This window comes from Gemmata sp. (genome assembly GCF_051859125.1).
Classification (GTDB): Bacteria; Planctomycetota; Planctomycetia; order Gemmatales; family Gemmataceae; genus Gemmata.
On record NZ_JBHYGG010000171.1, the window covers coordinates 1 to 5,845 of the forward strand.

7 protein-coding genes are annotated in these 5,845 nt (G+C 71.7%); 1 reads left to right on the top strand and 6 read right to left on the bottom strand.

All coding sequences use genetic code 11. The features are described 5' to 3' along the window. From ACTIGN_RS15800 to ACTIGN_RS15820, 5 genes are all read right to left on the bottom strand, one after another. Positions 1 to 544, bottom strand: a 544-nt coding sequence (locus tag ACTIGN_RS15800; RefSeq protein WP_439625493.1) for an Hsp70 family protein, incomplete at its 3' end; no start/stop codon positions are given. Between the two features lie 206 nt (positions 545 to 750). Then, on the bottom strand, positions 751 to 1,893 hold the full coding sequence (locus tag ACTIGN_RS15805) for a WD40 repeat domain-containing protein (RefSeq protein ID WP_439625495.1): 1,143 nt from the start codon (positions 1,891 to 1,893) through the stop codon (positions 751 to 753). Between the two features lie 134 nt (positions 1,894 to 2,027). After that, positions 2,028 to 2,786, bottom strand: coding sequence for an SDR family NAD(P)-dependent oxidoreductase (locus ACTIGN_RS15810; protein ID WP_439625497.1), 759 nt, complete (start codon positions 2,784 to 2,786; stop codon positions 2,028 to 2,030). Further along, positions 2,783 to 3,319: a DUF1802 family protein gene (locus tag ACTIGN_RS15815; protein WP_439625505.1), complete on the bottom strand. Its 537-nt coding sequence runs from the start codon at positions 3,317 to 3,319 to the stop codon at positions 2,783 to 2,785. Before ACTIGN_RS15815 ends, ACTIGN_RS15810 begins: the two co-directional genes overlap by 4 nt. A gap of 2 nt (positions 3,320 to 3,321) precedes the next feature. After that, positions 3,322 to 4,320 (bottom strand): NAD(P)H-dependent glycerol-3-phosphate dehydrogenase, encoded by a 999-nt coding sequence (locus tag ACTIGN_RS15820; protein ID WP_439625499.1) that lies wholly within the window; start codon positions 4,318 to 4,320, stop codon positions 3,322 to 3,324. Between the two features lie 178 nt (positions 4,321 to 4,498). Between ACTIGN_RS15820 and ACTIGN_RS15825 the strand changes: the two genes are divergently transcribed. Next, the gene (locus tag ACTIGN_RS15825) at positions 4,499 to 4,738 is read left to right on the top strand and encodes a hypothetical protein (protein ID WP_439625501.1); all 240 of its coding nucleotides are present in this window, start codon (positions 4,499 to 4,501) and stop codon (positions 4,736 to 4,738) included. Positions 4,739 to 4,869: 131 nt separating this feature from the next. Here ACTIGN_RS15825 and ACTIGN_RS15830 read toward each other — a convergent pair whose 3' ends face one another. Next, entirely contained in the window at positions 4,870 to 5,727 is an 858-nt protein-coding gene (locus ACTIGN_RS15830; RefSeq protein ID WP_439625503.1) for a hypothetical protein, read from the bottom strand. Between the last annotated feature and the right edge of the window lie 118 nt (positions 5,728 to 5,845).

Consider the following 5,845-nt stretch of genomic DNA (forward strand, 5'->3'; position numbering starts at 1 on the left):
GGGCGGGGGGGGGGGGGCCCCCCCCGGGGGCGGGGCCCCCCGGGGGGGGCCCCCCCCCCCCGCTCGCCGTGCCGACCGCGTACGCGAGCGCCGCGGCCGACGGCTCGTCGATGATGTCGAGCACGGTCAGCCCGGCGACGCGGCCGGCGTCCATGGTCGCCTTGCGGCGGGTGTCGTCGAAGTACGCGGGGACGGTGATGACGCAGCCGGTGACGGGGCCGAGGTGGGCCGCGGCGTCCTGTGCGAGCTTCTTGAGGATGACGGCCGAGAGCGTCTCGGGCCGGAACTCGCGACCCGCGACGGGACGGCCGTAGTCGGGTAATCCCATGCGTCGCTTCACAAGTGTCGCGACCCGCTCGGGCTGTTCGAGCGCCATGTCGAGGGCCGGCTGGCCGACGACCGCGGACCCGTCCGGCGCGAGGTACACGGCCGACGGCGTAAGGATGTCGCCGTCGCGGTTCGGAACGGAGACGGGCCGGCCGCGGTCGTCGAGGGCCGCGACCGCGCAGAACGTGGTGCCGAGGTCGATGCCGATCAGTCCCATGGCGCGGCGTTCGGGTTGGTGCGGGCCGGGTGACGGAATGAATCCCAGTGCTTCCGCACCGGGCTACGAACGCCGGCCCCTCCGGGGCGGAAACCGAAACCGGTGACTCGTCCTCTTCACCCCCGTAGGGGGTCGACGTTCGTAGCCCGGTGCGGAAGCACTGGGAATCGTGAGGCCGTGCCCAACTTCCGCGTTACGCACTCGCCTCACTTCTTCGCCACGTCCCACAACTCGACAACGCCGTCGGTGTCGTTGCCGACGGCGAGCAGCGCGCCGTCCTGCGAGAACGCCAGCGCCGAGACGCGATCCGAGTTCGTCGCGTATGTGGCGACGACCTTTGGCTGCGAGCCGCTCAGGTCCACAATCGTCACCTTCACCTTCTTGCCGTCCTCGGGGACGGACGCGAACGCGATGCGGCCGTTCGGCCCGGCGGCCGCGGTGTACGCCGCCGCGTTCGGGAGCAACTTCGGGTCGCCCTCGATGAGCTGGCTCCCGGGCACCCGCCAGTACATCACCTCGGCCCCGTTGCACGCCACGAGCCACTTGCCGTCCGGGGCGAAGCTCAGGCTCGCCGTGCGGCCCGCGGTCGCCGGCCGCACGGCCCCGCGGCCGATCACCCTGGCGTCGCCCAGGCCCACGAGCGCCAGCGCGGGCTGCTCGCTCTTGTCGGCGGCCCGCACCGTGCCGTACATCGCGACGAGCGCGCTCTCGGAATCGGAGATCGCCGCGACCGCCCAAGGAGCAAACGCGCCCTTGAGGTCGTCGTTGGTGTCGAGGCCGAGCCGCGGCGCGAACACCCGCGAGCCGACCGTCACCCGCACCCCCTCCCCCGACGAGAGGTACGCCCGCTTGCCGTCGCCGGTGACGACCCCGACCTTCGCGGCGTCGGTGCCGAGGCTGTCCTCGAACACGATGGGCACCGGCCGGCCCCCGAACGGGTCCTTGGTGTCCTTCGGCGGCTCCTTGCCGGGCTCGCCCTTCGGGTCGCCGCCCTTGGGGTCGAAGACCTCTCGCTTCGGCGGCACGATGTCCCACACGACCAGTGCATTCCGCGAGGAGGCCGAGAGGAGCGTGCCGTCGGCCGAGAACCCGAGGTGGTTGACCCGCGCCCCGGTCGGCTTCGCGGCCTCCATCCTGGTGATGATGTCGCCGTTCTTCGCCTCCCAGAGCCGCACGACCCCGTTGCCCGACCCGGTCGCGATCACCGGCACCTTCGGGTTGAACGCGAGGGCCGAGACGCCGCCGCGGTGCCCGTCGAGCTTCGCCACGACGGCGGGCTTCGCGTCCTGCCCGCGGGCCGGCCCGGCGACGAGGAGCGAGAGGGCTGTGATCCAGGCCGCGTGACGCATGTGGTGCTCCGCCGGGTGTGGGCGCGGGGTCAACCTGAAGGCTAACCGGGCGGAACGGGCCGGGCAAGTTTGTGAGAGTGCGGCGGCGGGCGAAGTGGCGCGGCGCGGCCGCACCACCGGACTTTCCGACGCGATCAGTTCCCGCCCGCGAACACGGTGCGGCCGCCGTCCACGGGGAGGCACGCGCCGGTCACGAAGTCGTTGTCGATGAAGTGCAGCACCGCCCGCACGACGTGCTCGGGCGTGCCCTCGCGCTTCACCAGCGTCGCGGCGGCGACCTCGGCGCGCTCGGCGGCGGGCATGTCGTCCGGGAGCATCACCGGCCCCGGCAGCACCGCGTTCACCCGCACATTGGGGTTCCGCGTGCCCAGTTCGACCGCGAACGAGCGCGTCAGCCCGGGGATCGCGGCCTTGCTCGGGAAGTACGCGGCGTAGCCCGGGTACGGGCGGGCGTCGGCCCAGTCGCCGAAGTTCACGATGCACCCGCCGGCCGCCTGCCCGACCATTGCGAGGCCCGCATGCTGGCAGGTGAGGAAGGTGCCGAGCGTGTTGATCTCGAAGTGCTCGCGGACGTCCGCGGCGGTCACGTCTTCGAGCCGCTTCCGCTCCCAGATCGCGGCGCAGTTCACCAGCACGTCGATGCGGCCGAACTGGGCGAGCGCGCCGGCGACGAGCGCCTTCACCTCGGGTTCGCTCGCGAGATCGGCCTTGATGGTGTGAACGGGGACGCCGTGGGCGCGGGCGAACTGCTCGGCCGTTTCCTGAGCGTCGGCCGCCGAACTCCGGTAGTGGATCACGAGTGCGTACCCGCGGGCCGCGAGTGCCGCCGCGACGTGGAACCCGACCCGCTTCTTCCCGCTGCCGGTGACCAGCGCGACCTTGCGATCCGTCATGGCGTCCCCCTTGTGAACTCGTCGTCGGTGAGCACCGGAGTCGCGGAGTCGGTCGGCACGGGCTCGGCGAGTTCCACCCACGTCTTGCAGCCGGCGTACTCGGGCCGCTCGACGCGGTCGTGCGGCTCCGCGAGGGCGAACACGCGGACCGCGAGTGCGAACAGCCCCGGCGTGCGGTAGTGGAACCGCTGCACCACGACATCGGGCGTCCAGACGTGGAACGGGTCGAGCGCGAGCGCGTCGTCGAGGCCCGTGAGGTGCCGCACGGCGGTGACCCTGGCGAAGTGCGTGAACCGGATGGTGCCGGCGGCCGGCCGCGCGCCTTCGGCCGCCTCGAAGAGCGGCACGAACTCGGGCTTCACGCCGACGCGGTGCTCGTGGAAGAACGTCGGGTACAGGAGGAACTCGGGGTGCTCCGGGGCGAACACGCCGCCGGCCTCGGCGATCCCGCCCTTGCGGAGGATCACCGTCTGCCGCCCGGCCGCGAGCGCCCCGCACACCGCCGCCCACTCCTTGAACGCGATCGAGAGCATGGTCACACGCGCTCCTGCTTCTGGCGGCGGGTCATCAGGTCTTGCACGGCGGCGAGCGGCCCCTGCCCCTCGTGGAGCACGCGGTACACGGCGGCAATGATCGGCGCGTCGAGCCCCATCTGTGCGACGCGGTCGTGGGCGCTCTTGCTCGTGTACACCCCCTCGGCCACCTGCGGGCCAGCGAGCACGGCGGCGAGCGGCTCGCCCCGGCCCAGGCGGTAACCGACGCGGCGGTTGCGGCCGTGCGGGCTGAAGCACGTCGTCATCAGGTCGCCGATCCCTGCGAGGCCGGTGAACGTGGCTGGTTCCGCACCGTGCGCCACGCCGAATCGCGTCATCTCGACCAGCCCGCGGGTCAGCAGCGCCGCCTTGGCGTTGTCGCCGTACCCGAGCCCGTCGCACACCCCGGCCGCGATGCCGACGACGTTCTTGAGCGCCCCGGCGAGTTCGACGCCGACGAGGTCGCCGTTGGTGTACACGCGGAACCGGTCGGTGCCGAACCGCTGCTGCACCCACGCCGCGAGGTTCAGGTCGGCCGCGGCGACCGCGAGCGACGTCGGCATCCCGCGGGCCACCTCCTCGGCGTGGCTCGGGCCGCTCAGCACCGCCACCCCGCGGCCGGCCCCGAGCACCTCGGAGATGATCTCGGACGGCCGCCGGAACGTCGCCGCCTCGATCCCCTTCGTCAGACTGACGACCGGGGCGGAGCCGCCGACGCCCCGAAAGCGTCCGAGCGTGTCGCGCAGGAACGCGGTCGGAATCGCGGTGACCCAGCAGTCGGCCCCGTCGGTCGCTTCGCGGGGGTCCGCGGTCACCACAACGGATTCGGGGATGCGGACGCCGGGGAGGAGCCGCACGTTCTCACGGGCGTCGCGGATCTGGCGGGCGACCTCAGGGTGCGCGCTCCAGACCCGGACCGCGTGGTCCGGGCGCTGGGCGAGGTGAACCGCAACGGCGGTGCCCCACCCCCCGCTGCCCAGGATCGCAAACGTTTCCGGCATGTCCTGACACCGCTCCGCCTGCACCACCTGCCCGACCGGCAAGCTCTCGCCGGCCCTGACATCTTAGCGGCCCGGTGCGGGAAATCGGCACCGGCCGGCCGGTTCGCGTGAAGCCGCGTGCGCACGCGGTCGATCAGACAGGGTGAATAGGTACTGCTCGAATGACGGAGGTACTCGCATGGTTGCTCACCTGAAGCTGTACAACCCGCCGCGCGACGAAGAAGACGAGCCGCGGGTTCCCGCCGAGCCCGACGTCCGGGTCCGCCTCGGCGACCTGCTCCCGCTCCTCGCGATCGCGCAGCGGATGAACTTCGTTTGGCTCAAGGACTTCCTGGACGACGAGGTCGCGGTCAGCGGCGACCTGTACGAGGTGATGAACTCGTTCCGTATCTCCGGCGGGAAGCCGACCTCGGCGTGACGAGGCTGGAGGGTTAGCGCTCTCGACTTGCGGGGTCACGGGAGTATAGCCGTGTGGTGGGGCAGGCATTCTTGCCTGCCTCCCGTCGCGCCCGGAGGCAGGCAAGAATGCCTGCCCCACCAAGCACGTTGTCACTCGTTCGGGTCGTCCTTGAGGATGTCCGGCTTCCCGAACTGACTCAGGTCCACGCTCCCGCGGAGCTCGCCCTCGGCGAGCTTCAGCCGGGTCTCCAGTTGACGCACCTTCGCCTCCAGCATCTCCAGCTTCGTGCTCGCGTCGTCGCGGGGCTTGATCCGCGGCACCTCGGGGTAGCCGAGTTGCCGCTGGAGCGCCGCGAACAGGTACAGCGGGTCGCGCTTGCGGCTCGCCTTCGCGATCTTCCCCTCCTTCTCGCTGAACAGCGGCGGCATCGACGGCACGAACGCCGGGTCGGTCCGCCGCTGCTCCAGCACGTAGAGTTCGGACCGCAGGTACACGAGGTCGGCGAAGTCGATGTCGCCGATCTGCCGGGTGAGCCGGGCGACGAACTGCCGCCAGTCGGCGTCGTACATCGGGTCGGCGGCGACCGCGGCGCACCCGTCGACGTACCCGAGGCGGTTCCGGGCGAGGCACTCGAACTGGTACACGAACAGGCCGGGCCGCGTCGGCTTGTCGGCCCGGTACGCGGCCTCGCGCTCGAGCACGAGCAGCGCCGTCGGCATCGAGAACCGCGAGGTCTCGGACTCGGCCTGTTGGACGACGAACGCCTGGAACGCGGTGAAGTAGTGCGGGATCTTCGAGAGGCCGCTGGCGAGGAGCCCGCTGTGCCTCATCTCGGCCGCGAGGAACTGCACGGCGTACGGCAGCCGGGTGCTGCTCAGCACCTCCTCGTGGAGCCGGGACAGGACGTCCTGGGCCGCCTGGTTGTCGGCGATCCGCTCGCGGAGCGAGCGGAAGAAGTACGCCTGCTCGACGTACTCTTCGCGGTCGAGAATCGGGGGAGGTGTCATGCCGTCCAGCGTACCGCACCGGGCGGCGGGGCGGAAGCGGGGCCGGCACAGACGCGCGCCAGAAAGTACCTTCTGGTCCGAGCCCGAGCGCCGAGCGAGGGTTTCAGCACACCCCTCG